Genomic DNA, 26472 nt, shown 5'->3' with positions numbered 1-26472 from the left:
CTTCAGGGACTACTGGGCGCCTGGTACGACCGCCATCGACGACCTTGTTGGAGCTACGGATCAGAAGTTCCCCGTGCCACACCCGTGCCAGATCTAGCGGAGAGCCACGGGGAACGACGGCGGCCGGCGCGTGACCGACCGTCGGTCTGCCTAGGTGGACAGTTCGCAGGTCAGAGCTGCACTCGCCCCACCGCTCTCCTAAAGCGGGTGTCGGCAGTTCGAATCTGCCCGGGGGCACCAGCAAAGAGGCCACCTAGGAACGTTCCTAGGTGGCCTTTGACATCCACACCTGACATCAACGGGTGCGGTCACTGACGACCGGGACGCCTCCTCAACAGCCGGTCCATGTGGCTCATGGCCTCGCGTTGGGTGTCCTGCACCAGTGATGCTGATCTGCGAGTGCCCCAGGATCTCCATCACCACGCGGGGCGCAACTCCGGCCGCCGTGAGGAGCGTGGCCGTGCCGTGCCGAGCGTCGTGCAGCCGGACCACGCGGAGGCCAGCGGAAGCGGCGACACGGGTGAAGGAACGGTAGACGTTCCGCGGCTCGACGGGGCGACCTGTGCGAGTCGTGAAGACGTAGCCGGCCTCCTGCCACCTCTCCCCCGCCTTGGCTCGTACATCGGCCTGCCGCATCCGGTGCCAGCGAAGCAGCGTGATGCACAGCGCGGGCAGCGGAACGGCGCGACGGCGACGGCTCTTCGGATCGTCGTCGTACAAGACACCACGACGGCGCTGCGTCTGCTGACGGACGTAGAGAACGCGGTTGTCGAGATCGATGTCCACCCAGCGGAGACCGACGATCTCTCCCCGGCGAAGGCCCATAGCGATGGCCAGCACGAAGGCCGCGTAGAGCGGGTCAGTCCGGGCCGCGGCAAGGAAGTCCAGCGTCTCGTCCAGCGTCCAGGGCGTCAGCTCCCGTGAGTCGGTGCGGGGCGGCTCGACCAGCTTCGCGACGTTGCGCGTGATCAGCTCCTCACGGCAGGCCGAAGACAGCGCCGAGCGCAGAACCCGATGCGATTCCTTGGCTGTTGCCGCCGTGGTCTGCTTCTCCAGGCGGACGAGGAAACGGCGGACATCCGCGACGCCGAGGGATTCGAGCCGCTTCGCGCCGAGCATGGGCACAAGGTAGAGCCGGGCATGCGCCTCGTACTTGTCGTACGTGCTGAGCTTCCGCCGAGGTTTGATCACGTTGTCGAGCCAGTACGGCAGCCATTCAGCGAGCTTGGCCGACCTGGTGGGCACGGGCACGCCCTGGTCCACCTTGTCGAGGAGTTCGCGGCGCTTGGCGTCGCATTCGGTCCAGGACTTTCCGTAGGCGTACTTGCGGGCGCGGGTGCCGTCGGGTTGAAGGACGTACACGGCGGCCTGGTAGCGGCCGTCCTTGCGCTGGGTGATGGTGCCGGCCCCGTTGGGGTTCCGCTTGCGCTGTGGGGGCATCAGGCGGCCTCCTCGATCCGGTCGCGGATGTAGTCCTGCAAGGCGTTCTCCGGGATGCGGCGGCAGCGGCCTTCGGTGATCGAGGCGAGGCGCTTGGAGCGGATGAGGTCGTAGACCTTGGAGCGTCCGTACTTCAGCCGCGCCATGACCTCCGGCACGGTGAGCAGTTGCCCGGTGGCGGTGGTCATGTGCGGTTGTCTCCTTTGCAGTTGAATTCCTCATGGGTTTCGCGAGCGGGTTCGCGGTCGCGGTGGATGGTCGTGGCGAGCCAGGGCTCGCCGGGGGTGAGGCCGGTTCCGGCGAAGGTCCAGTGGGAGAGGACGAGGGTGGTTTCGGCGGTGTTGGTGGGGGTCGGCTCCGGGGTGTTCGGTTGGGCTTGGAGGCGTTGCCATTCGGCGCGGGCGGTGCGGAGGGCGCCGAGGGTGGTGGAGTAGTGGCGGGTCTTGGTGGAGAAGTGGCCGCGGAAGCCGAGCATGTGGGCCCAGGCGCGTAGCCGGAGGTCTTCGAGGTCGCGGCGGCCGCCGAGGGTCCAGGCAGTGCGGATCATGCGGCGTGCGTGGTCGGTGACGTCGAGTTGGGCGAGTTCGGCGAGGAACTTGAGGGGGCGGTCGAGGGTGCCGGTGGCTGTTTCGGCGCCCTTGGTGGCGTACTTGGCGATGTACGCGGCTACCGCGCGTTCGGTCAGTTCTGTGCCACCGTCGAAGTCCGCGGAGCGGATCGGGCGGATGTCGAGTTGCTTGCCGAAGGCGAAGGTGTGGGGCCTGCCGTCGACGGTTGGGCCGGGCACGGTGGCCTTGGCGGTGGCGGCCTGGATGGCGTCAGCCAGAAGTTCCGCGGTGGCCCAGGCCGGGGGCGGGGTGTTGCTGCCGGCCGGGCCGTCGAGGCGGATCACGGCATGGAAGTGGACTGCGCCACGCTTTTGGTACTCGGCCACCTTGGCGAAGGACAGGCGGGCGTGGTGCCGGAAGGCCCGTTGCGTCAGTCCCGTGCGCTTGGCGATCTCCCGGCGCAGGTAGATCGAGAAGCGCCGCCACAGGGCACAGGCGTGGGCGTTCCACAGCACCGCCGCCTCGTAGTCGTACGAGTCCGGATCGAGCGGGGTACCCAGCTCGGGGGCGTCGTCGGGGTGGAGGGTGCCGCAGCGGCAGGGGCGGGCCGTTCTGCCCGGCCCCGTGGGGCGGTTGTGGACGGGGCCGAAGGAGGGGGCGGTGAAAGTGGCGAACACGCGCGGATGGGTGGCCACTTGCTCGGGGGTGCCCTTGCCGCCGCGGAGTCCGGCGGTGATCAGTTGGAAGGTGTCGCGGCGGTAGGTCTCGGCGCAGGCCGGGCAGCGGGTGGTGCGGCGGTTGTTGCAGCGGACCAAGAGGTGCCCGGCGGGGAGGTCGGTGGCGTGCAGTTCGGAGAGGATCTGGCCGGTGGTGGGGTGGATCTCGGCGCGGTGGCCGTCGAGGCGGATGGGCTGGCCGCACCCGCCCAGGCCCCGGAGTTGCCGGAGCGGGGCGGGCATGGTGCCCAGCGAGGCCAGACCAACCAGGTGCTTGATCGGCGGTGTGGTGCGGGCGGGCATCGGGTGTATCTCTCCGTTCAGCGGCGGTGGTTGGCGTTGGTGAGCAGGGAGCGGAGGACGACGGCGCAGACGGCGACGGAGACCGCCCCGACTGCGACGGCGGTCACGAGCGCGGTGAGCACGACGCCCACTGCGACGACGGCGAGGACGGCTCCGGCGCCGGTGGCGAGGAAGGGGGCGATCGGCTGGCGGGGCGCCGGGGGCTGGGCCACGGCCGGTGCCGGGGTGGCCGCGTGGTGGCATGCGCACGGGGCCTGGGTGACCGGTTGGGCGGGTTGAGACGGGAGCACCACGGCGGCGGTCGGGACGGGCGGAGCTTCCGGGGGCTTCGGGTTCAGGAACACGACGAATCTCCTGTTGGCTAGTCGTCTAGATGTGTTTGCCGTTGACGATGTGGACCCCGGTGCGGGTGCCGGACTCCACGGCGGGGGCGAGGAAGGTGTGGGCGAGCCAGAAGCCGAAGAGGGCGATCACGATGGCGGCCCACATGCGGATACCGAGGAACTTGATCGCGGCCCAGGCGATGACGCCGAGGACCAGGACCAGGACCAGGGGCAGGGTGACAGTCACGGCCGGAGACCTTTCAGCGGACGGGGCAACGGTGGGTGCGGGCGGCCAGCTCGGCGGCGGCGCGGCTGTCGTAGTCGGCGGAGAAACCGCAACGCGGGGCCGTACAGGCGGCGGTGTGCTTCTCCCGGCCCCTGGCGTCGTAGGCGGTGGCGACCTGGACGGGGCCGATGCGGACGATGTTGCGGAAGCGGCGGTTGGCAGACATCAGCGTGCCTCCGGTTCGCGTACGAAGTCGTCGGCGTGCTCGGTGAGCCACTGCGCGATCTCTTGGCTCTCGTCCGGATCGGCGGCGAGAATGACGGGCTCGGCGACGGCCATGGCCTCAACGAAGCGGTTGTTGCGGGTGAGTTCGGCCGCGCGCTGTAAGGCGCGGGGGGCGGACGGACGCATGGGGTGGTCTCCTTTCAGAGTTGGGCGGCGAGGGCTTCGGCGAGCTGTGCGGGGACGCCGAGGCGGGCGCGCAGGGTCGTGGTGTCGATGGGGGTGCCGGTACGGGTGCGGTGGTCGGCGGCGACTTTTCGGGCGAGGTCGACCAGGGCGGCCGGGACGGAAGGGGCCGAGGGCGTGGTGCCGGCCGGCGCAGCCGGGGCGGGTTCGATCTCTGGCACCTCCTCGCTGGGTTCGAACTCACCTGGTTTGGACACGGGTTCGGGCTCGACGGGCATCGGGCCGGGCGCCGGAGCGTTGTCGCGGTCCGGTTCAGGCTCGGGTGTCGTCTCGGCCTCAACCGGGCCGGGGCTGGAGTGTGCGAGCAAGGTTCCGCCGAGGAAGGCGACCGCCGGCCATCCGGCGACGAGGATGCGGAGCCATGCCGGGATGGCGTGTACGTCGAGCAGGCCGGCGGTGGCCACGTTGGCGCCGAGTGAGGCGGTCAACGCGATGACGAACCAGCGCCACCCAGCCCGCTTGGACGACCCTGATCGAAGCCGCCGCCAAGCCGCCACAAGCAACAGGTCCACCGAGACCGGATAGGCCCAGCCTTTCCAACCGTCCTGTCCGGCCGCTGCGGCGATGTCGTGCAGGTGGACGAAGGACAGGGCGGCGGCGATGACGGCTTGGACGAGTACCGCGTCTACACGGGCCAGGTACGCGCGCACAGGACCTCCTTTCGGTTTCAGGCATGGATCGGGTAGGGACTTGGCGCGAAGCGGTCGCGCCGACCGTTGGGGAGGGGTGGGTTAGCCGGTCACCGGACGCGGCTTGACCAGCGAAACCGGCGGGTTAGCGGGCCCAACCGGTACGACGGGCCGGAAGCGATCGAGCGCCGGGACATCAGGCACCAGGTGGGCCGAGGCAGCGCACGTAGCGGCAGCATCGGCGAGCGACAGGTACGGGGTGCGAATGCGGGACCAGCCGCCGGAGGTGTCCCCGGCGACGGCCAGACCGGGCCGTTCGGGCGCGATGGCACACGCGGCACCAACGGCCTCGGGAGCGATGTCGCCAAGAGCCATCTTGGCCGAGGCTTCATCGTTGACTCGATGGCAGACCCGTCCGGTGAGTTGGGCCCGGAGCATGGTGGCGCCCTTCCCCAGCTCGGCGCCGAACCGTTGGCCGCACACCTCCAAGTAGATACCGGCGGCACGGCCGAGTTGGGCGAGGCGGATGAGCTGGGTGACCATCTCGTCCCGACGGTCCTCGTCCTTGCGCGTGGCGACCATGAACAGCTCGGCCACCTCGTCCACGAACACCACCACCGGCACCGGCCGTTCGGACTCCGGCAGGCCCCAGATGTCGGAGGTGATCTCCTCGTCCGGAGTCTCCGGGGCGATACCTTGCCGGGCCTTGATCAGGTCGTACCGGTCTCCCATCAACTGCACCAGTACCGGCAGCAGTTCAGCCGCCTGCCCCGGATCGGTGGCCAGCGCCGACAGGCGCGGGGCGAACGGCGCCAGCTCCACACCCCGCTTACAGTCGATCCCGACCAGGGCAACGGGCTGCGGAGCGAGCCCGGCAACCAGATGGCGCAGGAACATCGACTTCCCCGAAAGCGTGGCGCCCAAGGAGAGTTGATGCGGGACCGTGCGGTAGTCGCGGACGTACGCGGTCGCGTCCTCCCGCAACGCCACCGGGACCTTCAGCAACCCGCCCTCGACCTTGCGCGGCATCCGGACCTGCCGAAGCACGTCGAACCCGACGAGCCGCAGCTCGACCACGCCCGGCTTGACTTCGGAAACGTACACGGCGTGAACGCCCCAGGCATGCCGCAACCGTTCCGCCGAAGCCGCCACGTCCGCCGGTTCCTGGCCCGGAGCCAGCCGTAGCCGGACCCGCATGCCGGTCGAGGTCGGCCGGATCAGACCCCGGCGAGGCGGAACCGGCCACACCTCGCGCCGAGTCGTCGCCTGGACGAGCAGAGCGCGGAGCCGGGACGGCTGGACGGTCAGGCCGCAGGACTCCATGGTCGAGCCGTACGTACCGAGTAACCGGGCCGCGGAGATCGGCAGGCCGGCCGTGCACCAGTAGGCGGCCGGATGCTTCGCCCGGAGGTAGACGCCCCCGCCACCGAGTGCGGCGACCGGAGCACCCACCTCCATCAACGTCAGCAGATCGGACATAGTGATCAGGCCGCCGCCGCAGCCGGGACAGGGAACTCGGCGGGCATCACGGCCGTGGCCCGGAAGGCGATGCCGTGCCGCGCCTGCCCGTTGAACGTGGACTCCCACGGCCGAGCCACGAGCCCCGCCAGCGAGACCGGCGCCCCGACCGCCAGCCCTTCGGTCAGCCCCGTCTCCGGCACGGTCACCTTGACCAGCGACGACTCGCCGCCCTCGATGTAGACGACCCCGACCGTCCACAGCACGTCGCCGGTGTTGGCGTCGGTGGCGACCTCGCCGGTCCGCCGGTCCTTCAGCTTCTTCTCCGGAGCCTCAGTCAGCAGGATCGTGGCCGCCGAGGTCTCCACGCGGATGGAACGCAACGTCTTCTCCTTCTCTCCGCCGACAGCTAGTCATCTAGACAAGCTCCGCCTTGCGTTCCCGGTGGCCCGGGAATCTGACGACCACTATGACATGGAGACGGCTACTCGTCTATATGAGTTCCCTGTCTCGTGTGTACGAGTCGTCAGAGAAGGGAGGTGGAAGCGCGTCGGCGTTCCATCCGCCTAGCCGTCAGGTAGCCGGGAGCTGGTAGTTCAGGACATACGCATCGGCAGCCATCACCGTGTCGCAAACCTCGACCGCACGCCCTTCGCTGTCGTACGCGGTGCGGATCAGGTGAATCACCGGGACGCCGGAAGCCAGCCGGAGCGTCTTGATCTCCTGGGGCGAGGGCATCCGGGCGCGGATCTCCTCGTCGAAGTGGTCGAGGCGGTGCCCCAGCTCTTCCAGCCTGGCGTAGATGCCGCCGGGGCCGGGGTTCGGCTCGGCGATCGGCGTGCCGGTCGCCAGGTCCAGCGGGATGTACGACGTAGCGAACTCGACCGGCCGGCCGTCGAGCAGGTAACGACGACGACGAGCCAGCACGCGGCGCGGCCCGCCCAGACGCGTGGCGATGTCCTGGGAGGGGCGTTCCTCCTTCACCTCCAGGCCATCCACCTCCGGCCGGCTCCCCGCGGCTTCCGCCTCCACGGTGAACACAGACTTGCCCTGTTCCCGGTGCCGCCGGGCAAACCGGTCCGAGGCCAGCCGCCGCACCGGCGGACGCGGCCGAACGAAGACACCCTTGCCGTGCTCGGAGACCACCAGCCCCTCACCCTGGAGGACGGACAGGGCGTTGCGGACGGTCATCCGCGATACGCCGTAGTGCTCCACCAGCTCAGTCTCGGACGGGAGCTTGTCGCCCTCCGTGAACCGGCCCTTGTCGATCGCCTCGCGGAGCTGGTCGGCGATCTGCCGGAACACCGCGCGGTCACTGGTGGGGTCCAGCGCGCCGAGCAGGGCAGTTCCCTGAGCGGGCATTTTGACTCCTTTAGGTATCTAGACGAGCGGCTGACACTAATTGCTACGGTGGGAAGCCTAGCCAGCCAAAGGGGATGGAAGTTCCGTGAGCGCCGAGCGTCCGCACTCCGTGAGCGTCGCCGGAGTCATCGTTGACGACCGGGGCCGAGCTCTGCTCATCCAGCGCCGCGACAACGGCCAGTGGGAACCGCCTGGCGGCGTACTCGAACCAGGCGAGACCATCCCCGAAGCGCTCCAGCGCGAGGTGCTCGAAGAGACCGGCATCAAGATCGCCCTCCCGGCTGCCCTGACCGGCATCTACAAGAACATGACCGGCTTGATCGTCTCGATGGTCTTCCGCTGCGAAGCGACCGACGGCACCCTCACGACCGGCGAGGAAACCCGCGCCCTGCGCTGGGCCACCCGCGAGGAAGTCACCGAATTCGCCGACGAGGCGTACGCGATCCGCGTCCTGGACGCCCCTGACGCGACTTCGCCACCCGCCGTGCGAGCGCACGACGGCGTGAAACTCGTCTAGCTCGAACCCACTACCCATAGCGGCCTACCAGCAGAAAGGAACTTGTATGCACGAGTATATGGGCAGTCGCCTAGCTGGTGCAGGCGAATGCCTAAGTTCGTCGGAGGAAGTTGCCCGCGGCGGACAAGCACCGTGCGGCATCGGCCGCGATCGAGCAGCTGTTGGCGCTGCTGCCGGCGTCGGCTACCGGTGCGAAGCCGTCGCCCACACCCTCCACGAGGGCCGTTCCACTCCCCTCGCCTTACGCACCACGGCTACTCCACGCCTGGCACTGCGTTGGCTCCGCAGTCGAGCCGCCGACATCACCGACCAACTCGACGCCCCGGCGGCCCGACCGGTCCGCCACTGGCTCAGCGATCACGCCGCCCACGAGTACGCACTGCTCACCCTCGCCCGAGGCGACTCCTACCTCTTCACGATCTACGACGAAGCCACCCGCTACACGCTGTCAGTGAGCCCCGCATGGAACACGAAATGACCCCCGCAACCATGCCCGCGCTTCGCCCCGGCTACTGGTGCGAATGCTGGACCCAGAGCCCAGCAACCGCCGAGGCCCCGTCCTACTCGCCTCCTTCGAGGCCGACAACGCCGCCCAAGCCGTCCGATGGATTCGCATCGCACTCCGCACGATCACCTCAGCCCTCGAACCCAAGGCGGCCGCATGCGCCCGGAGTTGGCTGTCCGGCGGGTACGTGGCCGCCATCGAGACCCTCGCGTACACCACGCCCTACGAGATCACCGTCAGCCATCGCGACACCCGCATCGAGTGGACCGCCCGCCCCGTACTCTTCCTCGGCCTGGCCCACCGAGAGGCAGCCGAACTCCCTGCCTGCGCCGATAAGTTCACACCACGACCGAAAGCTGCCACGCCTCACTGAGTAACAACTTTCTCTACTGGTTCAAGGCGGCTCGCTCCGCTCACCGCGCGCGGCCCGGCCGTCCGCCGGGCCTGCGCTCCTGCCTCCGTCCCGCCGGCCGCCCGACCCGCGCGGCATCAGCGAATTACTCAACGTGGCTCGCTTCACGATCTCTCACAAGCTCAGGAGTCAGTGATAACCCAGTTCCGAGGCAAGCCACTCCTGTCGCGCAATACCACTGGGGAGCGCAACCTACCAGCCCCCTGGACAGTCTTTTGCAAGGCCGCCTGCGGGTCCTTTGTCACGCTAAGCGCTCGCTGTACTGTCTCTCGCCGCTCAACATGCCCTCTCGACTCGTCGTCGAGAAATCTAATTTCTATAGCGTCCGAAATCTTCACCTTGCCAGCCAAGAGTTCGGAATCTCCGTCTCGAAGCATCCTCGCGGCTCTACTCGCAATAACATCGAACCCAAGAGCGATAGAGACCGCTTGAGTGCAGAAGTCCAGCAAATTCTGCGGCTGCACGTTAGCTTCTGGGTTATGCGCAGCCGAGTGACGAAGACGCATAGCTTGATCATATGCCGACTTCAATGGCAGGCTACCCGCGCCGCAGCGGCTTGCTACGCGTGATATTTCATTCCATGCATCCTGAGCGTTAAACGCAGTAAGGATACTCGCGATCTCGGAACTGCCCACATTCGACCCTAGGTATCCTAGGCTGTAGCGGCTCAGCTGCAGTGAACCTCCGGCAGTACTAGCCACATGGCTAGCAGCAGTCTGCAGCAAAGCCAGGGCGTCTTCGCCAGAGTTTTTAGCCATCTCTGCTCGGGCCCGAGCAGCTTTCATTGCACCCATTGTGGCGGCATCCCGCAGAAGTGCAGGAAGTTCAGAGAAGGGGACCACTGTTCTGCTGACAAGATCGAGGAGTTCGCCGGTTCGGGCGCGAATGAAGTCCTCCAAAGACGTGAACGCAACAACCATCAAACCGTTCCTCAACAGCTTGGCCCGGTCGTTGTGCTCAGCATCCGTCAGTAAACGGTCGATCAAGATTGGATCACTGGCCGCCTTCTGAATTGTCTCAATCCTGCGAAGCAAAGCATCATGGCAAAACATTGCTGGAGCCCCGACCTCTCCCTAGAAAGACGAGACCAGGTCCCAGACCTTGTCGATCCTATAATGCACACGCGAAGCGGTGTTAGTAGACACCCTGACAGAGTTGTCGAACTGCGGGTCCGTAAACAGATCACGCGTACCCTGCAGAACCTCATCCTTTCTTGAAATCATCGAGGTAATGCGCTGGTCGTCGGCCAGCGTCACAGCAACCATTTGTGCGTCAAACATGCCTGCCAGCACCTGGTCACGCCAACCCTGACCGTCCGGCCGCTTGAAAGCGTACTCTCCCCAGACCGCCTCACATGACTCGAGAGCCCTATTGAACTGGGCCCTCAAAGCGCTGATCTGACTCTTCTTGATCCCAGCATTGCGCTCCATGAAGGCGTCCATGGAATGTCGATAGTCACCAGAGAAGCTCTGCCACTCCTCGGCAAGAACAAAGTACCGAAGAACAAACTCGGCATCCGCCATCAGATTATAGGCCGACGACTTATTGTCCCGGATCTTAAGCTGCCTTCGAAGGAAGGAAGCTTCCGACAGCTCCATAATGAGATCATTCAACGCGCCCCGGTAGATGACGTTCCTAATCTCTTGAGCGTTGAGCGGCTCGCCACCCGAGTTAAGGCGATGGAATACCTCGTATTTAGTCGACCGGTCGGATTGCCTAAGGATCGTAATGGCGCGAATATATGGGCGAACGGTGAGGGAGTTCTGAAGCTGACTGGGAAGCTCCGAGAACCTCAACCCACTAATTTCATGGAACCTATCAAGAGGACTCAGAGGGAACCCGTCCGTCATGAAATCACGGATGGCGGTGATGCGCTGCTTGCCGTCGATCACCGAGTAGCTTCCATAATCGTCCTCCGATAGGTAGACGGGAGGAACTGGCACATTGAGCAAAAAGGATTCGATAAGCGCAGATTGACGACGAACATCCCAACGCTCACGCCTTTGAAATTGAGGAGATACATCGATAGCTCCGGTCTGAGCCATCTGAGAAACCGTCTCCAGTGACAGATCGGACGCCTGAATTACGAGAGCATTCTGGGCGACCTTGAACTTTTCAACAATTTCCGCTTCGCTCGCCACTGTGGTCTCCATGGTCAGTCACGCTGCTTGTGCAGTCAGCCAATCCTGCCTCAACTGCGGTACGACTCGCTGCCCTTACTGCCAACCTTGAGGTTAGTAACTGCCTGACAACGCCGACGAACAACGGCGGACGAGCGCGAACGTCGGCGAACCATCAGCGCAGGTGTGAGCCACACGAGCCCAAGGCGGCGCCCGTGCTCTGGCGGGCGTCACCGGACAGCGTGGCTAAGGCTCGTAGGGGTGCAGCGAGGCACACGCGCGCCTGATCCGTTGACGCACCCGCCATCGTGGCTGACTGTCGTCGGCTGAGGTACCAGCACCAACGATTCTCCCCAGCCGGTTAGTTGGAAGGCGTGAAGCCGGCGGACTCATCGAGGTGGAACGCGGAGCCTGGAGCCGTCGGAGTCCAACCCTTACGCAGGGCAAGCCGAACAGCCGCGGCAACATCGGACGGCAGTACAGGCTCAGCCTCACGACCGAACCAGTTGCTCGAATGCGGCCGGTCGGTGGTGACCACGAGCGTCATGCCCGGCGTGTCTGCATGCTCGACCGCGAACGTGCACGGTGACCAGGCCAGGCCCTGGAGGTACGTCGGCCTGCCTCGCAGCCGCCAGCGGTAGGCCGTGCCGTCGACAACGATCCGTCGTGATCCCTTGCGGACCAGTGCCATGACTCCCCCTTCAGCAGCGAAGATGTTAGCGAGCCCGGGCCCCGCCGTCCGTCTCAGTTTCCGTCTCATTCAGCGCCGTTAACGATCGTTCAGACGGGACCGGAGGCGGTAGCCGCTCAGGCGACCGGCCGCCCATGAACGCAGCTGAACGGCCCCGCCCGAGGCCCCCCGGACCACCACAGTTGGAAAGCGTGCGCCCCCGAGCAACCTCCTTGGGCCGCCGTGCACCACTGCGCGAAGCAGTCCGCCTTCCGCAGAGGACATGTACCCGGCAATCCTGCACTGGTCCGCACGAGGGTCGAGACCGGGGGTGGGAGACGTGGCTCGTACGCAGTCCAGGTGTGGAGCGCTCACGGAGAAGGGCACTCGGTGCCGGCGGCTGGCGATGGTCGGTGCGTCGCGATGCAACCTGCACCGTGGCGAGTGGTCGTCGTACACCATCGAGAAGCGCAAGGAAGCCGAACGCAAGGCGAAGACACGCAAGCGTCGCAAGTGACCCCAGCCGGTGTGAGGTGACATCCATGGCTGACATCAACGACAGCGGACATTGGCGGCACGGTGCGGTCTGACACGGCCACGGCCGCCCCGCGCAGCACGGTGGACAGGCGGTCAGATCGAACTCCTAAAGCGGGTGTCGGCAGTTCGAATCTGCCCGGGGGCACCAGCAAAGAGGCCACCTAGGAACGTTCCTAGGTGGCCTTTGACGTCCACTTCCGACATCGACGGGTGCGGCCACCAAGGAACGCGCCGACACCCTGCTGCTCGCCCCGTAACGCGGTGCGGGCGGTCGGCTGACCCCGGCGCGCGGCGTTCGCGGACAAGAGCAGGCGGCCGGCAACCGGCCTTACCTGTAGCGGTACCGGTAAGGCCGCTTCGTGTCGGGCCGGCTCTTCGGGGGTCAGTTCTTGGTCGGGACGATGGCGCCGAAGGAGGCGGCGGCTATCCGCTGGATGAAGCGCGCCTCGCCGCCGTTGAGGTTGGTGGGGTTGACCGAGTAGACGATCTTGCGGGAGAGGTCGCGGGTGGCGAACACACCGCTGGTGTAGCCCGGGCGGGAGCCGGTCTTGCCCCAGACCACGACGCCGTTGGTCGCCTTGACCCGCATCAGGCCCATGGTCATGCAGGCCCGGCCGGCGTCCGCCTCGGTGCGGCACTGGCTGCTGTGGAAGCTGGGGACGTCGGGGACCGCGAACAGCTCGGCCTGCTGGGCCCGCGTGAGGAATCGGCCGCGGAGGAGGGCGGTCAGGAAGCGGTCCAGGTCGGCGGGGGTGGAGATCATGCCGCCCTCGGCCCAGGGCCAGGGGCTCTGCTCGGTGACGTCCACCGGGTGCGTGGTGCCGTCGGCGGACTTGACCGTCAGGTAGCCGTGCGCGTGCGGGCCCGGCAGGCGCGGGTCGTCGGCGTCGGGAACATAGGTGTCGTGCAGGCCGAGGGGCCCGGTGATCCGGGACCGCACCTCATGGGCGAAGGTGTGGCCGGTGATCTTCTCGATCAGCACGCCGGCGACGTAGTAGTTCATGCCGTTGTACTGCTGCGCGGTGCCCGGCGCGAACTCCATCGGCTGACCTGCCATCAGATCGATCACCTGCTGCGGGGTGAAGCTCTTCAGGCGGTTGGCGGCGAACCACTCCGGGCTGCCGTCGCCGAATTCCGGGCCGGCGGCGCCGCGCGGCAGGCCGCTGGTGTGGTTGAGCAACTGGCCGACCGTGACGGGCGGGAGGCTCGCGGGCAGGACGCCCGGGAGGTAGTGCTGGACGGGCTCGTCCAGCTTTATCCGGTGCTCGGCGGCGAGTTGGAGGACGATGGTGGCGGTGAAGACCTTGGAGATGCTGCCGATCCGGATGTGCGCCTGGGCCGGGACGCCCTGACCGGTCTCCAGGTCGCCCACGCCCGAGGTGCCCGACCAGTGGCCCGCGCTACCGGTGATGCGTACCAGCGCGCCGGTGACGTCCGCGTTCGGCAGGCCGCCGATGGCCGCCTTCAGCGCGGCCGGGTCCAGCTTGGGCAGCGTTGCGGTGGCGGCGGGCGCCGGGCGCGGGCCGGCGGCGAGGGCGGGCGCGGCCGTACCCGTGACCAGGGCCGTCAGCAGGGTGCCGGAGGCGGCCAGGGTGGTCCAACGGACGCGGTGGGCAGGGCTGTTCACGATAGGGCTCTCCATGGTGGTGGCGACGGGACCGGTGATCGACCGGCCCGAGCACGAGTCTCTTCCGCGCCGGCGGCCCGGCCCATCAGGGAACGTCCCTGAGGAAACCCTGAGCGAACCCCTATGGCCGAATCCGAGGCGGAACGCCGAGGCTCCGCGGACGCCGCACAGCCGCCGCACAGTCGCTGCGGATGTGGCACACCCGGCGGGCGAGCGGACGGCTGGGAGAACGAGGGCGGCACGTCCGGGGGCTCTTGGGGCGGATGCGGGGCGAGCGCGGTCCGGGAAGCGCAGGGGCGGGTCGACGGCGTCGACCACGGTGTCGTCCGGGATGCCGCGGGCGTACGGAGCCGCGGACGGCGGACTGCCCTGGCGGGCCGGTCGTCTCGTCGCCGGGTGAGGTCGGGCCCCGGGCGGGGAGCCGGGCCGGGCCGCGGACAGCGGCGGGCGGGTCCGTACCGCGGGACGGCCGGTCGGAGCGGTGTGGCCGGGCGGGCGGCACACGGCAGATGACCCAACTGGCGAAATCCGGCCACACCCGCGCGAGGCGATCTATACCATTCACCCCATGAACCCCTCTATCGCTCCCGACGAGGCGAACGAGCGGATACGCGCATTCATGGCCGCCCGCCCCGGCGGCGCGCTGTCGCCCGAGGAGCAGGCCGAGTACGAGCAGCTGCTGGCCGCGTGGGCGGAAGCCGTGCACACGCGGTCGGCATCGGCGTGACCCCGTGAGACGCGGCGCGAGACGCGGGAGGCGCGCCACCGTCAGGGCCGCCCGGGAGTGATCCCGGGCGGCCCCTGCTGTCTGCCGTTGTCTGCTGTTGCCTGGTGTCGTCTGCCGTTGCCTGTTGTTGTCTGTTGTTGCCTGCTGCCGACCGGTGATGCCTGGTGGTGTGCGGGTGGCCGCCGGTCGGTCCGGCGGGACGGGGTGGAGTTATCCACAGGGTGGGCGGCGGGGGCGGCGGGGCTCGTAGGCTTTCGGGGTGGGTTCGGCGGATGCGGGAGTGGTCGTGAGCGTGGACGTGGATGTGGACGGTGCCCCGGGGACGGGCGGGGCGGCGGGCGAGGCGGTGCAGGTACTGCGCCGGGTGTTCGGGTACGACGCCTTCCGCGGGAGTCAGCAGGAGATCATCGAGCACGTCGTAGGGGGCGGCGACGCGGTGGTGCTGATGCCCACCGGAGGCGGGAAGTCGCTGTGCTACCAGATCCCGTCGCTGGTGCGGCCGGGCGTCGGGGTCGTGATCTCGCCATTGATCGCGTTGATGCAGGACCAGGTCGATGCGCTGCGGGCGCTCGGGGTGCGGGCCGGGTTCCTCAACTCGACGCAGGATCTGGAGGAGCGGCGGCTGGTGGAGGCCGAGTTCCTGGCCGGTGAGCTGGATCTGCTGTATCTGGCGCCGGAGCGGCTGCGGGTCGAGCAGACGGTGCAGCTGCTGGACCGCGGGAAGATCTCGCTCTTCGCGATCGACGAGGCGCACTGCGTCGCGCAGTGGGGCCATGACTTCCGGCCGGACTATCTGGCGCTGTCGATGCTGCACGACCGCTGGCCGGACGTGCCGCGGATCGCGCTGACCGCGACGGCGACCGAGGCCACCCACGGCGAGATCACCTCGCGGCTGCGGATGGCGGATGCGCGGCACTTCGTGGCCAGCTTCGACCGGCCGAACATCCAGTACCGGATCGCGGCCAAGAGCGAGCCGAAGAAGCAGCTGCTGGAGCTGGTGCGCGGGGAGCACCCCGGGGACGCCGGCATCGTCTACTGCCTCTCGCGGGCCTCGGTGGAGAAGACCGCGCAGTTCCTGGTGGACAACGGGGTCGCCGCGGTGCCGTATCACGCCGGGCTCGACGCCCGTACGCGTGCGGAGAACCAGGCACGGTTCCTGCGGGAGGACGGGCTGGTCGTGGTCGCCACCATCGCGTTCGGCATGGGGATCGACAAGCCCGATGTGCGGTTCGTGGCGCATCTGGACCTGCCGAAGTCGGTGGAGGGGTACTACCAGGAGACCGGGCGCGCGGGGCGGGACGGTCAGCCGTCGACGGCCTGGCTGGCGTACGGGCTCCAGGACGTGGTCCAGCAGCGGAAGATGATCGACGGATCGGAGGGGGACGACGCGCACCGGCGCCGGCTGTCCGCCCATCTGGACGCGATGCTGGCGATGTGCGAGACGGTGGCGTGCCGGCGGGTGCGGCTGCTGGCGTATTTCGGCCAGGAGAGCGGCCCGTGCGGCAACTGCGACACCTGCCTGGCTCCGCCGCAGACCTGGGACGGGACGGTGCCGGCGCAGAAGCTGCTGTCGACGGTGGTGCGGTTGCAGCGCGAGCGGGGGCAGAAGTTCGGCGCGGGGCAGATCATCGACATCCTGATGGGGCGCAAGACCGCCAAGGTGATCCAGTTCGACCATGACGGGCTGAGCGTCTTCGGGATCGGCGAGGATCTGCGGGAGGCCGAATGGCGGGGCGTGGTGCGGCAGTTGCTGGCGCAGGGCCTGCTGGCGGTCGAGGGGGACTACGGCACGCTGGTGCTCACCGAGGCGAGCGGCGAGGTGCTGCGCGGGCAGCGCGAGGTCCCGATGCGGCGGGAGCCGGAGAAGCCGGGAAAGGCTGCGCGGACGGCGAAGGCCAAGGCCAAGCGGGCGCCGGTGGATCTGCCGGAGGCGGCGCTGCCGGTCTTCGAGGCGCTGCGCGGCTGGCGGGGCCGTACGGCCAAGGAGCAGGGCGTACCGGCGTATGTGATCTTCCATGACGCCACGCTGCGGGAGATCGCGACGGTGCAGCCGGCCACGACGGCCGAGCTGGGCACGGTGAGCGGCGTCGGCGAGAGCAAGCTCGCGAAGTACGGGCAGCAGATCCTGGACGTGCTGGCGGGGCGGGACGCGGGAGAGGCAGCCGCCGAGGAAGTCCCCGCGGGGGCGCCGGCGGCGCCGCCGGCCGCGGACGAGGACGTGGTGCCCGAGCCGCCGGACGACATCGACTGGTGAGGAAGGGCAGGGGGGTTCGGTGGGCTCAGGGGGTGGCGGTGGTGCGGTCCGGGGGGTGAGGCGGGAAGCTGAGGAGGGCGCGGGCGCCGCCGTCGGGGGCGTTGGTGAAGTAGAGGCCGATGCCGAGGACGGCGGCCTGTCCCACGGCGATGGTCAGGCCCAGACCGTGGCCTCGGCCGCGGCCCGGGGCGTCGGTGCGGAAGCGCTGCGGGCCGTGGTGCAGCAGGTCCGCGGGATAGCCGGGGCCGTGGTCGCGCACCTCGATGGTGGGGATGCCGCCGGGCAGGGCGTCCACGGTCACCGCGACCGGGGGCCGGCCGTGCCGGTGCGCGTTGATGACGAGGTTGGCGAGGATGCGGTCCAGGCGGCGCCGGTCCGTTTCGACGACGGTGTCGGCGAGGATGCGTACCTCGATGTCGAGGCCGGTGGCGCGTACGGAGCGGGTGACGAGCGGGCCGAGTGCGCAGGCGGCGAGGTCGGCGTGTTCGGCGCCGGAGTCGAGCCGGGAGATCTCCAGCAGGTCCTCGGTGAGCCGGTGCAGGGCGTGCAGCCGGTCGTTGATCATCTCCTTGGGGCGGCCCTCCGGGAGGAGCGCGGCGGAGGCGAGGATGCCGGTGAGCGGGGTGCGCAGTTCGTGGGCGACGTCGGCGGTGAAGCGCTGCTCGGCCTGGAGGCGGCCCTGCAGGGAGCCGGCCACGGAGTCCAGGGCCGCCGCCACCGCCGCCACCTCGTCATACGCCGACGGGCCGCCGCGCGGCCACCGACCCGCGACGTCGCCGACCCGCGCGTCCAGGTCACCGGCGGTGATGCGGCGCGCGACGGCCGCGGTGGTGGTCAGCCGGCGGCTGATGCGCCGGGCGAGGAAGAGGCCGGCGAGGGCGACGGCGGTGGCGGCGAGCACGGCCGAGCCGAGGATGGCGGTGTCGAACTTCTCCAGGGTGCGGCGGGTGTTCCCGTAGGGCGACCAGACGGCCATGATCTGGTTGCCGGCGGGCGCCGCGGCCCACATCACCGGCTGTCCGCGATAGCTGCCGACCATGCTGCCGCGTCGGCCGCGGCGCACCAACTTCTTCAGTTCTTCGGGGAGTTCCGGCGAGTCCAGAACGGAGTTGATGCCCTCGCGGGAGGTGCCGTACTCGAAGAGGTCCAGCGCGGTGTCGAGGTCCGCGCGGGTCTCCTTGCGGACCTCGCCGACGGTCTGCCGGGCCACCGCGTTGTGCACGAGCACGCCGAGGACCGCGGCGACCGCGCAGCACACCGCCGTCACGGTCAGCGCGATCTTCCAGCGGAGGGAGACGGCGGGGCGGGGCCGCCTCATGGCGGGGTCCCGGGCGGACCGGGGACGGCCCACGGGGCGCGCCGGCTGATGCTCGTCGGGGACGGGGGCGTGCTGGTGGGGGCGGGCGAGGGGACGCCGGGCGAGGGCGCGCCGGGCGACGGCTTCGGCTTGTGGGCGAGGTCGAGGGTGAGGTCCCACAGGCCCATGGAGTGGCCGTCCCAGACGTAGTCGGTGACGCTGACGTAGCGCGGGTCCTTGGTCGGTTCGCGGACCGCGAGATGGCCGGCCGCGAGTTCGACGCCGGCGAGGACGCCGCGCAGCGCGAGGATCCGGGTGACGACCGCGTTCCGGACGGTGTAGACGCGCAGGTCGCTGGTGCGGCGGTCGACATCGACGACGGCGATCAGGTCGGGCTTGCCGTCGTCGGTGAGGTCGTGCAGCTCGGGGCGGCGTACGGAGCGGGGCGCGGGCGCGCGGTCGCCGTCGGAGGTGTAGTCGGCGTCGAGGACGGCGAGCGGGTCGACGTGGGTCATGTCGCCGCCTGGGACGTGCGGGACGCCGGGGAGGGGTTTGAGGGCGGCGGGGTTGTCGCTCTCGCGGAGGGGTGCGGGGGTGTACCGCGGCCAGAGTTCCTGGGGGGCGTGCACGCTGCGCGCCGGCCCGTCGTTCTTCAGGCCCTCGGGGCTCGCGCAGCCGGCGAGGGGGACGAGGGCCAGGGCCAGGGCGGCCACGGTGGTGCGGGTGGTCGGCGTCGGGCCCGCCGGGCGTCGTCGGTGCCGCATGCCGTTGTCACCGCCTTCGCCCGCCGTGTGCCGTTCGCCGGCGGACGAAGCGCGCCCGCCGCATCCGCACCAATACCCACAAAGGTCGCTATTGCGGGCATAGCTTGACCAAGCTACCCAAGGTGGCGCGGTGAGGAATCTTCAGGACGGCCGTTCCGGCGGCTGCCGGACAGCCGTTCCGCCCGTCCTCCCGGCGGACGCCGCCGGCCGCTCCGTTTCACGACTGACCGGAGATGGTGGGGGTGACTGTTACACAACGTATGGATCGTCGTTATGGACGCTCCGTAGCGTGCTGCCCGTACCTCACCCCAGGACGGCACCGGCCGTCCACGACGAGGAGTAGCCATGCGGGCTCAGCGCCGCTCCGTGATCCGTACCGCCACCGTCGCGACCGGCGCGCTGGCCGCCCTGCTGCTTCCCGCGGGCGCCGCCTTCGCCGAGTCCAGCGTGCCCGCGGGCAGCCGGACGGCGATCCTGCTCCCCGACGAGGGGCTGGCCGGCATCGCGGAGAAGGCCGGGCAGCTGCCGAAGGCCGGCCTCATCGGCGGCGCGGGCGTGCTGGGCGCGGCGGGCGTCGCCTTCGCGGTGCGCCGACGCAGCAGCCACGACACCCCGCAGCCGGCGCACGCCACCGGCGGCGCGCAGCGCACCTCCCGCTAGGACGGCGCACCTCCCGCTAGGACGGCGCGCTTCCGGCCAGGACGGCAAGGGCTCCCGTCAGGACGGCAAGGGCTCCCGTCAGACGGCGCGCCCGGTGCACCGGGGCCGCCCGGCCCCAGCCACCCCGCCCATCCGGCATCCGGCATCCGGCTGCGACGACGTATCGGTAGCGGCCGAAATGTCGCGGCGGAGAATGGACGCATGACGTCCCCGACACCTTCGCCGTCTCCCGACTACAGTTCCGAGCTGGCTCGGCTGGCGGCGCTGCTGGCGGACCGCACCCGCGCCGCGTTCTGCCTGGCGCTGCTCGACGGACGGGCCTGGACCGCCGGTGAACTCGCCGCGTACGCGCAGGTCGCGCCGTCGACCGCGAGCGAGCATCTGACCCGGCTGACCGACGGCGGGCTGCTCGTCGAGCGGCGACAGGGCCGGCACCGCTACGTGCAGCTCGCCGGCCCCGGCGTCGCCGAGCTGCTGGAATCGCTCACCGCCCGGCTCGGCCCGCCCGCCGCCGCACCGCGCGGCCTGCGGGCGGCCAGCACGACCACCGCGCTCGCCCGCGGCCGCACCTGCTACGACCACCTCGCCGGCCGCCTCGGCGTCACGATCACCGATGCGATGACCGGCCGCGGGCTGCTCGACCAGGACGGTGGCTTCGCGCTCACCGACGACGGCCGGGCGTGGTTCGCCGAGGCGCTGGGGATTCCGCCCGCGGTGCTGCGCGGCGAACGACGCCCGCAGGCCCGCGGCTGCCTGGACTGGACCGAACGCCGGCAGCACCTCGCGGGCACCGCCGGCGCCCGGCTCTGCGAGCGGCTGCTGGAGCGCCGCTGGATCCGCCGGATCGGCAGCGGGCGCGCGGTACGCCTCACCCCGGCCGGCGCGCGGGCGCTCAAGGAGTTGCTGGGGATCGACGGGGCGGCGGCGGGGCTGGTGTAACGGGGGCCATGCGCCGCGTCGTCGGGCCGAAGCCGCGTGGCCACCGCCAGGACGCGGGGGGACGGTACGAACGTGGTGCGCCCGGTGCGCCCGGTGCGCCGGGCGGCGGCGGTCCGGGGGGCCGACCGACGCGGTACCGCGCGCTGCGGGGCCCGGGGCCAGATCGGGACAGGGCCGCGTCAGGACAGGGCCGCATCGGGACAGGGCCGGGTCGAGGCGGCGCCCGGATAACGGTCTATCCGCGGGCCGCCGGGGGGCTGCCGGACCGCGCCCGCCCCGTCGCGGCAGCCGCCCCCGTCGCCGGCCCGCGCATAGACCGTTATCCGGGCGCCGCGCACCTCCGTGCTGCCGCACACCATGAACTCCCCACGCAGCGTGGCCCGTTTGGCGATCTCCTGGTCGTTGTCGTCGACCGGCTGCCCGGACGGGTCGCCCGCCACGACGATCCGGCGGCTGGCCAGCATCCGGTCGCGGATCTGGTCGCCGGAGAGCTCCGTCCCGTAGAGGGTGTGGGACGCCACCGGGCTCTTGGCCAGCGCGAGATCGTCCAGACCGCGGAAGTCGTGCGGCCGGGTCGCCATCCAGACGCGGCGGCGGGACGGCATGAAGAGGAGCCCGTCGCCCGGCTCGGACACCTCGCGCACCGCCTGGGCGACGGCGGTGGCGTCGTCGACCCGGCTGTCCGGGCTGCGCAGATGGACGTCCACGGGCAGCAGCGCGGCCAGCGCCAGCGACAGGGCCAGCACCCGCCGCAGCAACCGGCCGCGGGTCTGGCCCCGTTCGCCCGCCGGCCGCAGCAGCCGGGCCAGCGCGGCGCCCGCGACCAGCGCGAAGCCCGCCACGTAGTAGAGGACGTAGCGGTCCACGTAGGCGGGTTCGACGTGGGAGAGGAGGAGCAGGAGGAGGGTGGGCAGGATCAGCAGCGGGATGCCGACGGCGCGCAGCCCGACCGGACCGCGGGAGCGTATGGGGACGCGGGCGCAGCCGGAGCCGAGGACCGCGAGGACCGCGAACGTCAGGAGTTGCAGCGGGTCCGGCCACATGAGCCAGCTGATCTGGGCCGACTGCCGGGTGCTGAACACCGCGAGCGGGGCGAGTCCGGCGAGGACGGCGACCGCCGACAGCGCCCAGGCACGCAGCACGCGGCGGGGCAGCCGGGCCAGTATGACGGCGGCACCGTGTGCGGGCAGCGCCAGCGCCGCGAACTCGTGCAGCAGGCAGGCGAACAGCATCAGCGCGGTATAGCCCCACCACAACTGGCGGCGCGGGTGGGCGGCGGCGAGCACCAGCAGATACGTGGCCCAGACGACCGCCGCACAGATCGTCGCGTAGGAGCGCCCCTCCTGCGCGTACTGCTGCACGACCGGGATCAGCGCGAAGGCGAGCCCCGCGAACAGTCCCGCCCGCCGCCCGACCAGGCGCTCCCCCAGCAGCGCGATCCCCGCCGCGGCGGCCGTCATCGCCACGACCGACGGCAGCCGCAGGCCGATCACCGCGCCGAGGGTGCTGCCGAGGGTGGCGTCGTAGACGACGAACCAGACGTGCATCAGCGCGTAGTACAGGCCGTGCACGACATCGACGTGGAGCAGCGTCAGCCACAGATCGGACAGGCTGCGGTGCGCCATGTCGTAAGTGACCGCCTCGTCGCGCCAGATGGCGTCCTGCCGGCGGATCCCCCACGCCCCCAGGAACAGCATCAGCCCCGCGGGCGCCAGCACCACCGCGCTGCGCACCGCCCAGGCCGCGGTGGTGGACGCGGCGGATGCGGAAGCGGACGCCTGGTACGTCTTGTGCGCTTGCGCTGCGTCGATGACGGGCTCCGGTCACGAGGGGACGGAGGGGCGGTACGGGCGGAGCGGTACGGGCGGGTGCGGAGGTGGTCCGGCGGCCGGGAGCCGGGCGACCGCCGCGACGGCCGCCCGGCTCCCGTGCCTCACCCCAGCCGGGTCAGCTTCGCCCCGAACGTCGGCTCGGCCAGGTCCGATTGCAGTGCCACCGGGACCTTCTGCTGGCTCGCGCCGTTGCCGACGGTCAGCTCGCCGACGACCGTGCCGGCCTTCGCCGTGTGCGGTACGGCCTTGCCGCCGTTGGCGATCGAGAACGTCGCCTTCATCCCGGGCCAGCCGACCGCCGTCAGGTCCTTGGTGGCGACCACCGGCGTCTGGCCGTCGAGCCCGTCGTCCACGTAGCCGACGACCTGCCCCTTCTTCACCACGGTGGCGGAGGACAGCGCGTCCTTGGCCGCGCCGATCACCTTCTGGCTGTTGTCCAGGGCCAGTTGGAGGTGGGCGTTGGGGTCGGTGCCGCGGGCGTGCTGGTCCATCGTCACACCGAGCAGCAGCTGGTCCTTGCCGCCGACGGTGCGGTACGCGGCCCACATGAAGGTGCCGCCGGCCGGCGAGCTGGAGCCGGTCTTGATGCCGCGGACCACGCCCGCCATCGTCGTCAGCAGGCTGTTGTTGTTGTAGATCTTGTCCGGCAGACCGTCGATCTTGACGTTCTCGGTGGTGACGACCGCGCGGAAGGCGTCGTTCTTCATCACCGCCTCGGCGAGCTTGAGCTGGTCGACGGCGGTGCTGACGGTCGTCTTGTCGAGACCGCTGGGGTCGGTGTACGTGGTCTGGGTCATGCCCAGGTCCTTGGCGGCGGCGTTCATCTTCTTCGTGAACGCGTCCTCGGACCCGGAGTCCCAACGGGCCAGCTGGCGCGCCACGTTGTTGCCCGACGGGATCATCAGCATCTGGAGCATCTGGTACTCGTTGAACGTCTGCCCCGCCTTGAGCGGCACCCGCGACTCGTCCTGCTTGTGCGAGTCGGCCTCCCCCTGCGGGTCGATGGTGATCGTCTCCCCCTTCTCCCCCTTCTTCAGCGGGTGGTCGCGCAGGATCACGTACGCGGTCATCACCTTGGCGACGCTCGCCGTCGGCACCGGCTTGGCCTGGCCGGACGTACCCAGGCTGCCCACGCCGACGACCTCGGCCGCGGCCTGGCCCTGGTCGGGCCACGGCATCGAGAGCTTGCCGCCCTGGAACGTGAAAGCGGTCGACGAACCGACCGCCAGCGTCGGGCCGGGCAGCGGCCGCACCGACTGGACGATCACGAAGATGATCCCCAGCAGCACGACCAGCGGGGTCCAGATCTTGAACCGCCGGACGATGGTGCGCAGCGGAGTCTCGGGCGGCGGCGGGGTGTTGGTGAGCTTCGCCAGCAGGTCCAGCGGCGGCAGCGGCTCCTGCCGGGTCCGCTCGGACTCCGACTCGGCGGCGGACTCGCCAGCGGACTCGGCAGCAGACTCCGTCGCGGAACCGGCCTTGGAGCCGGACGCGGTGGCGGAATCCGCGGCCGGCGGCACGACGGCCGGCTTCCCCGCGGGCTTGGCCGGCACAGCGGCCGGCAGCGCCCCGGGCGCCGCGCCCGGTGCCTTCTCGGGAGCCTTCTCGGGAGCCTTCTCGGGAGCCTTCGCCGGCGCGCCGGCCGTCGACGTGCCGCCGTCGGCCTTGCCCTTGCCCGCGTCGGCCGCGTCAGCCGCGGCAGCCGACGCGCCCTTGTCGCTCTTCTCGCTCTCGCTCTTGTCGGTCTTCTCCGTCTTGTCGGTCTTGTTGGTCTTCTCGCTCTTGTCGACGGCCTCGGCCGCCTTGCCGGCCGTACGCGCCGGGGTCTTGGGCGCGGTCTTCCCGATCGACCGCTCCGCCGCGCCGCCGTCCGTCGACTTCAGCGCCACGAACTGGCTGGTCCGCTCGGCGTCCCGCTCGTCCTCGTCCCCGGCCTTGGCACCGTCCCCGGCCTTCGCGTCGCCCTTCGCCTTGGCGTCGGCGCGCGCCTTCTCCTCGCCGTTCGCCTTCGCGTCGGCCTCTTCGGCCTTCCTCGCGGCACCCTTGTCGATCTTGAAGGTGGTGGTCGGGCTGTCGACGGGACGTTCCTCCGCCGCGCTCTCGCCCTTCACCTCCCCCTCCTTCAACTTCGCGATGGCAAACACTCGCGTGGCGTCGTCGGCCGGCGCCTCGTCGGCGTTCCCGGCCTCGCCCCTCTTCAAGCCCGCCGTCTTGAAGACGGCGGTCGCCTGGTCGACGGCGGGGGAATCCGACGCGGCGGCAGCCCCGGCACCGGCACCGGCCGCCGACCCACTTTCGGACGCGGCCTCCTTCCCGCCCCCGGACGCCTCCCCCTTCACACCCGCACCGGACTTCACACCGGACTTCGCGGCCGACTCGGTGACCTTCGCCGGCCCGGCACCCGCGGCACCGTCCACGTCCGCGGCGGTGTCCGCGGCATCGGCGTCGTCCGCGGCGGTGTCCGTGGACGTGTCCGTGGCCTCTACATCGTCCGTACGCGCGACCCAGGCGGCCACAGCGGCCCGCAGACGGTCGTCGCCGCCCGAGGCCCCGGCGTCGCCCTCCGCGGCCTCCTGAGGCGCCTCAGGCTCCTTCGCGGACTCCGGCGTACGCCCCGCGCCCGCACCCGAGCCCTTCGCGCCCGCCGCCCCCTTGGAGTCCTTGGAGTCCTTGGAACCCTTCGAGCCCGCCGAGCCCTTCCCGGCCCCCGACTTCGACTCGGACCCCGAGCCCGACTTCGACCCCGGCTTCGACGGCGCCGCCGGCTCCGCGTCCGAAGCGTCCACCGCATCCGCATCCGCGTCCGCCGCCGGCTCCGCGTCCGCATCCCCGTCCGCCCCGGCCGGCTCCGCCGTCCCGTCCCGGCCCTTGCGGCGAACGGACAGCCGCGGATCGCGTTCGGTGCGCGCCGTCTCCCCCGACGACTGCTCCTTGTCCGACTTCTTGTCCGACTTGTCGGGGGACTCGCCCGCCACCGATGTCTCCTTCACTACGTCGCACTGCCCTACCTGGCGCCAACTGGTACCAACCGGCACCAGTGTTCCCAAGTGTCCTGTGTCCCAACGGCGTCATCCCACCGCCACGCGAACCGGTACACGCCGCACCCCGCGGAAGATGTTGCCGACGTGCTAGACGAGAACGACATACCTACCGGTTCCCTACCGAACCCCCCACGCACCCTCGACAGATGAATGTGAGAGGGGTCACCCTGTCATTCATCCACGCGGGGAGGCATGGATGGGCAGGAGCCGCAGAACAATTCCGGAGGAGCTTCTGCTGCTGGCTTTGGACCCGGCCACGGGCACCACAGCGCAGCCGCAGTCGCTCGACCTCGGCCTGGCCGGGGCCCAGCTAGTAGAGCTGGCTCTGGCAGGACGGATAGCCCCAGACGGGGATCGTATCGCCGTGGTGATGGCACGGCCGACAGGAGATCCGACTCTGGACTCCGCGCTCGAACTGCTGCGCCGACGCGGCAGTCCGGTGCGCGCAGTCCACTGGATCGGCGGGCCCCGGCTGGGGCTGCGCCAGACGTATCTCACGCATCTGGAACGGTGCGGCATGGTGCATGCCGTGGCGGGTCAGATGTGCGGGGTGCTGCCGACGACGCGCTACCAAGCGACCGAGACGGCCATCAGCCGGGAGATCAGGGCCCGGCTGGACAACGCGATCCGCACCGGCGTACCACCGGACCCGCGGACCGCGGCGCTCGCCGCGCTGGCCCACGCGGTCGGTCTCGGCAAGCACCTCTATCCAGGGAACGAGGGGCGGTCATCGCGCTCCCGTCTCCGGGATCTGATCCGCCACGACCCGATGGGCGGACTGGTCGCGCACGCCGTCATGGATGTGCAGAACGGCGCGGCGGCGCAGCCCCGGCGGGCCGCGGGCGCGGGACCGGGCAGCGGCCCGGGTGCCCGGCAGCCGGCGGCTCGGGCCGCGACCGAGACGGCCGGTGTGCCGGTGCAGTCACGGCGCCACGGCCACGGCAGCATGGCCCGGGTAGGCGCCCGCTGATGCGGTCGGCGCCGTAGGGCGCGCAGGACGCCCCCGAGCGCCCGCCCGGTGGGTGCGCGCCGTACGGCAGGCGCCCGGTGATCGCGTACGAGGCCGTACACCACGGCCGTACGCGCCACGCCGGGCC

25 protein-coding genes, 1 tRNA gene and 1 pseudogene are annotated in these 26472 nt (G+C 70.2%); 9 read left to right on the top strand and 18 right to left on the bottom strand.

Features of this window, described 5'->3' with window-relative positions:
* Positions 1 to 148: 148 nt before the first annotated feature.
* Positions 149 to 240: transfer RNA gene (locus tag GR130_RS03200), tRNA-Arg, on the top strand.
* Between the two features lie 68 nt (positions 241 to 308).
* On the opposite strand, the pseudogene GR130_RS03195 reads toward GR130_RS03200, so the two are convergent.
* The 11 genes and pseudogenes from GR130_RS03195 to GR130_RS03145 all read right to left on the bottom strand — a co-directional run bounded on the left by GR130_RS03195 (position 309) and on the right by GR130_RS03145 (position 7473).
* Positions 309 to 1440: pseudogene (locus tag GR130_RS03195) on the bottom strand (tyrosine-type recombinase/integrase).
* Positions 1440 to 1628: a helix-turn-helix domain-containing protein gene (locus GR130_RS03190; protein WP_159503286.1), complete on the bottom strand. Its 189-nt coding sequence runs from the start codon at positions 1626 to 1628 to the stop codon at positions 1440 to 1442. The pseudogene GR130_RS03195 and the gene GR130_RS03190 overlap by 1 nt, the downstream one beginning before the upstream one ends.
* Positions 1625 to 3007: a replication initiator gene (locus tag GR130_RS03185; RefSeq protein ID WP_236572759.1), complete on the bottom strand. Its 1383-nt coding sequence runs from the start codon at positions 3005 to 3007 to the stop codon at positions 1625 to 1627. Before GR130_RS03185 ends, GR130_RS03190 begins: the two co-directional genes overlap by 4 nt.
* A gap of 17 nt (positions 3008 to 3024) precedes the next feature.
* Positions 3025 to 3351 carry a hypothetical protein gene (locus GR130_RS03180; protein WP_236572757.1) on the bottom strand — a complete coding sequence of 109 codons (327 nt, stop codon included), beginning with the start codon at positions 3349 to 3351 and terminating at the stop codon, positions 3025 to 3027.
* A 25-nt stretch (positions 3352 to 3376) separates the two neighbouring features.
* Positions 3377 to 3577 carry a hypothetical protein gene (locus GR130_RS03175; RefSeq protein WP_159503285.1) on the bottom strand — a complete coding sequence of 67 codons (201 nt, stop codon included), beginning with the start codon at positions 3575 to 3577 and terminating at the stop codon, positions 3377 to 3379.
* Positions 3578 to 3590: 13 nt separating this feature from the next.
* Positions 3591 to 3782 carry a mobile element transfer protein gene (locus GR130_RS03170; protein WP_159503284.1) on the bottom strand — a complete coding sequence of 64 codons (192 nt, stop codon included), beginning with the start codon at positions 3780 to 3782 and terminating at the stop codon, positions 3591 to 3593.
* The gene (locus tag GR130_RS03165; protein WP_159503283.1) at positions 3782 to 3967 is read right to left on the bottom strand and encodes a hypothetical protein; all 186 of its coding nucleotides are present in this window, start codon (positions 3965 to 3967) and stop codon (positions 3782 to 3784) included. Before GR130_RS03165 ends, GR130_RS03170 begins: the two co-directional genes overlap by 1 nt.
* Before the next feature lie 14 nt (positions 3968 to 3981).
* The gene (locus GR130_RS03160; protein ID WP_159503282.1) at positions 3982 to 4674 is read right to left on the bottom strand and encodes a DUF2637 domain-containing protein; all 693 of its coding nucleotides are present in this window, start codon (positions 4672 to 4674) and stop codon (positions 3982 to 3984) included.
* Between the two features lie 81 nt (positions 4675 to 4755).
* On the bottom strand, positions 4756 to 6132 hold the full coding sequence (locus GR130_RS03155; protein WP_159503281.1) for an FtsK/SpoIIIE domain-containing protein: 1377 nt from the start codon (positions 6130 to 6132) through the stop codon (positions 4756 to 4758).
* Between the two features lie 5 nt (positions 6133 to 6137).
* On the bottom strand, positions 6138 to 6494 hold the full coding sequence (locus GR130_RS03150) for an SCO3933 family regulatory protein (RefSeq protein WP_159503280.1): 357 nt from the start codon (positions 6492 to 6494) through the stop codon (positions 6138 to 6140).
* 190 nt (positions 6495 to 6684) lie between these two features.
* On the bottom strand, positions 6685 to 7473 hold the full coding sequence (locus GR130_RS03145) for a GntR family transcriptional regulator (RefSeq protein WP_159503279.1): 789 nt from the start codon (positions 7471 to 7473) through the stop codon (positions 6685 to 6687).
* Between the two features lie 109 nt (positions 7474 to 7582).
* On the opposite strand from GR130_RS03145, the gene GR130_RS03140 reads away from it, so the two are divergent.
* The 3 genes from GR130_RS03140 to GR130_RS03130 are packed head-to-tail and all read left to right on the top strand — an operon-like array spanning position 7583 to position 8868.
* Complete coding sequence (locus GR130_RS03140; RefSeq protein ID WP_159509709.1) at positions 7583 to 7990, top strand: NUDIX hydrolase; 408 nt, start codon at positions 7583 to 7585, stop codon at positions 7988 to 7990.
* A 46-nt stretch (positions 7991 to 8036) separates the two neighbouring features.
* Entirely contained in the window at positions 8037 to 8468 is a 432-nt protein-coding gene (locus GR130_RS03135) for a hypothetical protein (RefSeq protein WP_236572755.1), read from the top strand.
* Positions 8469 to 8511: 43 nt separating this feature from the next.
* Positions 8512 to 8868: a hypothetical protein gene (locus GR130_RS03130; protein ID WP_328707541.1), complete on the top strand. Its 357-nt coding sequence runs from the start codon at positions 8512 to 8514 to the stop codon at positions 8866 to 8868.
* 1112 nt (positions 8869 to 9980) lie between these two features.
* Here GR130_RS03130 and GR130_RS03125 read toward each other — a convergent pair.
* The 3 genes from GR130_RS03125 to GR130_RS03115 all read right to left on the bottom strand — a co-directional run bounded on the left by GR130_RS03125 (position 9981) and on the right by GR130_RS03115 (position 13861).
* A complete protein-coding gene (locus GR130_RS03125) occupies positions 9981 to 11060 on the bottom strand; it encodes a GmrSD restriction endonuclease domain-containing protein (RefSeq protein ID WP_201304783.1) in 1080 nt (359 codons plus the stop codon).
* A 328-nt stretch (positions 11061 to 11388) separates the two neighbouring features.
* Complete coding sequence (locus GR130_RS03120; RefSeq protein ID WP_159503278.1) at positions 11389 to 11718, bottom strand: hypothetical protein; 330 nt, start codon at positions 11716 to 11718, stop codon at positions 11389 to 11391.
* A gap of 898 nt (positions 11719 to 12616) precedes the next feature.
* Positions 12617 to 13861 carry a serine hydrolase domain-containing protein gene (locus tag GR130_RS03115; RefSeq protein ID WP_236572753.1) on the bottom strand — a complete coding sequence of 415 codons (1245 nt, stop codon included), beginning with the start codon at positions 13859 to 13861 and terminating at the stop codon, positions 12617 to 12619.
* Between the two features lie 568 nt (positions 13862 to 14429).
* Between GR130_RS03115 and GR130_RS39640 the strand changes: the two genes are divergently transcribed.
* Together GR130_RS39640 and recQ are read left to right on the top strand one after the other, a co-directional pair.
* Positions 14430 to 14588: a hypothetical protein gene (locus tag GR130_RS39640; protein ID WP_201304782.1), complete on the top strand. Its 159-nt coding sequence runs from the start codon at positions 14430 to 14432 to the stop codon at positions 14586 to 14588.
* A gap of 280 nt (positions 14589 to 14868) precedes the next feature.
* Positions 14869 to 16842 (top strand): DNA helicase RecQ, encoded by a 1974-nt coding sequence (gene recQ / locus GR130_RS03110; RefSeq protein WP_159509705.1) that lies wholly within the window; start codon positions 14869 to 14871, stop codon positions 16840 to 16842.
* Positions 16843 to 16867: 25 nt separating this feature from the next.
* On the opposite strand, the gene GR130_RS03105 is transcribed toward recQ, so the two are convergent.
* Both GR130_RS03105 and GR130_RS03100 read right to left on the bottom strand, forming a co-directional pair.
* A complete protein-coding gene (locus GR130_RS03105; RefSeq protein ID WP_159503276.1) occupies positions 16868 to 18160 on the bottom strand; it encodes a sensor histidine kinase in 1293 nt (430 codons plus the stop codon).
* Positions 18157 to 18903 carry a hypothetical protein gene (locus GR130_RS03100; protein ID WP_236572751.1) on the bottom strand — a complete coding sequence of 249 codons (747 nt, stop codon included), beginning with the start codon at positions 18901 to 18903 and terminating at the stop codon, positions 18157 to 18159. Before GR130_RS03100 ends, GR130_RS03105 begins: the two co-directional genes overlap by 4 nt.
* Positions 18904 to 19248: 345 nt before the next feature.
* Here GR130_RS03100 and GR130_RS03095 point away from each other — a divergent pair, with 345 nt between their 5' ends.
* Positions 19249 to 19563: a hypothetical protein gene (locus GR130_RS03095; protein WP_159503275.1), complete on the top strand. Its 315-nt coding sequence runs from the start codon at positions 19249 to 19251 to the stop codon at positions 19561 to 19563.
* A gap of 201 nt (positions 19564 to 19764) precedes the next feature.
* Positions 19765 to 20502 (top strand): ArsR/SmtB family transcription factor, encoded by a 738-nt coding sequence (locus tag GR130_RS03090; RefSeq protein ID WP_159503274.1) that lies wholly within the window; start codon positions 19765 to 19767, stop codon positions 20500 to 20502.
* Between the two features lie 179 nt (positions 20503 to 20681).
* Here the strand turns inward: GR130_RS03090 and GR130_RS03085 are convergent, their stop codons facing one another.
* Both GR130_RS03085 and GR130_RS03080 read right to left on the bottom strand, forming a co-directional pair.
* Entirely contained in the window at positions 20682 to 22235 is a 1554-nt protein-coding gene (locus GR130_RS03085; protein ID WP_236572748.1) for a glycosyltransferase family 39 protein, read from the bottom strand.
* 200 nt (positions 22236 to 22435) lie between these two features.
* The gene (locus tag GR130_RS03080) at positions 22436 to 25309 is read right to left on the bottom strand and encodes a D-alanyl-D-alanine carboxypeptidase (RefSeq protein WP_159503273.1); all 2874 of its coding nucleotides are present in this window, start codon (positions 25307 to 25309) and stop codon (positions 22436 to 22438) included.
* 262 nt (positions 25310 to 25571) lie between these two features.
* On the opposite strand from GR130_RS03080, the gene GR130_RS03075 reads away from it, so the two are divergent.
* Complete coding sequence (locus tag GR130_RS03075) at positions 25572 to 26345, top strand: GOLPH3/VPS74 family protein (protein WP_159503272.1); 774 nt, start codon at positions 25572 to 25574, stop codon at positions 26343 to 26345.
* Positions 26346 to 26472 lie beyond the last annotated feature (127 nt).

It is taken from the genome of Streptomyces sp. GS7 (assembly GCF_009834125.1).
Lineage (GTDB): Bacteria > Actinomycetota > Actinomycetes > Streptomycetales > Streptomycetaceae > Streptomyces.
This window is presented reverse-complemented; position numbering and strand designations above follow the sequence as displayed.